Origin of the sequence: Vibrio sp. 05-20-BW147 (assembly GCF_013369385.1) — a bacterium.
GTDB lineage: Bacteria > Pseudomonadota > Gammaproteobacteria > Enterobacterales > Vibrionaceae > Vibrio > Vibrio floridensis.
The window spans coordinates 1-2323 of record NZ_SZTO01000054.1 but is presented as its reverse complement, the minus strand read 5'-3'; the positions used below and the strand labels follow the sequence as shown (position 1 = coordinate 2323).

Here is a 2323-nt window from a genome sequence, read left to right as displayed (position 1 = left end):
AAATTGCTGATTGAACCAGCCGCCCTAACCGCGCACTTACCTGACAATTGATTGAGGCAACTCTCTAAATTTCCAGCGCCCAAGAATGGACGTCCAGAAAATAGCGCCCACTGAAGCCAACTTGCCGACGAGCACAAAACCAAAAAGTTGAGGGAACAAAGAAAACCATAACCCACTGATTTTACGTGATTAAGCATAACGCCGCGTTAAGGGGCGCAGGCACGCACTACAAACGTGACCGCATCACACCTTAACCACTAAACCCGACGCAAATTGAAAATGCCACGCGTGCCAAGTCCCTCTTTAACGCTTTGTTAGGCGCGCAGCTGTAATTGGTAAAAATCGGTTTCATCGTGCTTCGGATTAGCGCAACAATATACCCAACCATTACGCTTATAGAACCTTAACGCCCTTGCGTTCGTTCTACTCACGGAAAGCACAGCACGCTCACAACCAGCTCGTGCTAATTCTGTTTCGATGTAGACCTGAACTTGCTGGCTCAAACCAGAACCGCGAACTTCAGGCAACAAGTAAACCAAATGAACATAACCGGTCTCTGGCTCGGGTGAAAAAGAACGAAACTCTAACTGCCCTACCAATTTTCCATCCAACCAGACATGGATGTAAAACCAACCCGCTTCAGATTGCCTTTCTTGGATTCGTTCTCGATAACCTGCTATGAAATCATCAAAACCCGAAAAGGTCTCGAAACTGCAATAGTAAGCATCCTTTCGAGCAGCAACGCAAAAATCATAATCTTGCGCCAAATTGATCACTTTAAATTCTACGTTCATCCCTGATCCTAAAGTGAATAGCGCCTAACGCCGCGTTAAGGGGCGCAGGCACGCAATACAAAAGTTGCTGCATAACACCTTAACCACTAAAAAAACTGCAAACCCAAAATGCCACGCGTGCCAAGTCCCTCTTTAACGCTTTGTTAAATTTATTGTTCGATATGTTTGAGGAACCTGTAATAAAACTCTGGACGCCCTTCCGGTAGGCTAACGACTAGCTTTTTTGCGTATAGTAGGCTTTGAGCTTTTTCTACAGCCTCTTCTACCATTGCGATCAATTTTTTCTGGTTAACAAAAGTGCTGTGTGCATTAGTCAAGTTTGCGAAGTTACCATCCCAAACTTCAGTAGGGTAAGTAATTAACTCATCAGCTTCTGGGTTAAACACAAACATATGATTTGGTTGATTAGTGAATTGCGCTTTAGATAAACCGCTAGCCGTATGAAGGAAAGAATTTCGCAAAGCAACCAAAGTCTGAGTGTCAGTGTCATTTTCACCAAAACCACAAAAATAGTAGAGCGACTTTTTAATTGAGCTTGCTTTCTGATTACTGAACTCCGGCAACTCCGCATTTTGATAGCAATATCCAAGCTGATCTAGAACAGTAAATGCGGCAGACAATGGTAAAAATGAACTTCCATATGTTTGCCATTTAACATGTCTGATTTCTCGTAAAACGGTAGACAATGACGATGTTAGTAAACCATGATTTGTCTCCGTAAAATTACTATCAGATAAATGGGCATAAGCAAGTTCTTCCAATGAAAGTTGCTCTAACCTTTTCTTTTTTATTGCATGAAAAAACTCGACTCTCGTCATTTTTACCTCATAAATTTAACGCCGCGTTAAGGGGCGCAGGCACGCAATACAAAAGTGACTGCATAACACCTTAACCACTAAACACAACGCAAATTGAAAATGCCACGCGTGCCAAGTCCCTCTTAAACGCTTTGTTATGCCGTTACTTTTTGTTTTAACTGAACTTCTACCGCTTTTTTACCGTCGGAAAGTATGAAAAAGTCTGAATCAAAACGTTGAACCACATTAAAGCCTAGTGCCTTAAAAATAGCGACATTACCTGTTTGCTCAACACACCAAACCGAGACTGAGTTAATAGACTTAAACTGTGTAACAACGAAATCTATGAGCTTTCTAGCTACACCTTTTTGGCGAAAACTTGGTGCGACTGCTAACGAGCTAAGCTGTAATTCTGAGCCAACCTGTTTAGCTTCAACTACTCCAACTAAAACCTCATCAACATGGAAACCAAAGCACCTCCACTCACTTTTAGCACTGTTTTTATTGCTAACTGCGACCTCAGTTGGCCTGTAAACTTGGCGAAGTTCATCGAAGCAACGCTCTGACAGTTCAACCACTGATTTTTCATTAGCATCAAGCTGCCTTATCATCAATTTCACCTTAGGCATAACGCCGCGTTAAGGGGTGAGTGCCGCATAAACCAACATTCCGCAGACCACCTTCACCACCAAAACTCACCGCATACCAAAAATGCCACGCGGCATGAATCCC

At 42.8% G+C, this 2323-nt stretch carries 5 protein-coding genes; all 5 read right to left on the bottom strand.

From position 1 onward, the window contains the following. Positions 1 to 197 (bottom strand): hypothetical protein (locus FC652_RS20705; RefSeq protein WP_255199200.1); only part of this gene is annotated, 197 nt, incomplete at its 3' end. Positions 198 to 314: 117 nt separating this feature from the next. After that, on the bottom strand, positions 315 to 794 hold the full coding sequence (locus FC652_RS19710) for a GNAT family N-acetyltransferase (protein WP_176299858.1): 480 nt from the start codon (positions 792 to 794) through the stop codon (positions 315 to 317). Between the two features lie 149 nt (positions 795 to 943). Further along, a complete protein-coding gene (locus tag FC652_RS19705; protein WP_176299857.1) occupies positions 944 to 1612 on the bottom strand; it encodes a hypothetical protein in 669 nt (222 codons plus the stop codon). Positions 1613 to 1746: 134 nt separating this feature from the next. Then, on the bottom strand, positions 1747 to 2202 hold the full coding sequence (locus FC652_RS19700; RefSeq protein WP_145923183.1) for a GNAT family N-acetyltransferase: 456 nt from the start codon (positions 2200 to 2202) through the stop codon (positions 1747 to 1749). A gap of 10 nt (positions 2203 to 2212) precedes the next feature. Beyond that, on the bottom strand, positions 2213 to 2323 hold a 111-nt coding region (locus FC652_RS19695), incomplete at its 5' end, for a DUF3265 domain-containing protein (RefSeq protein WP_176299856.1).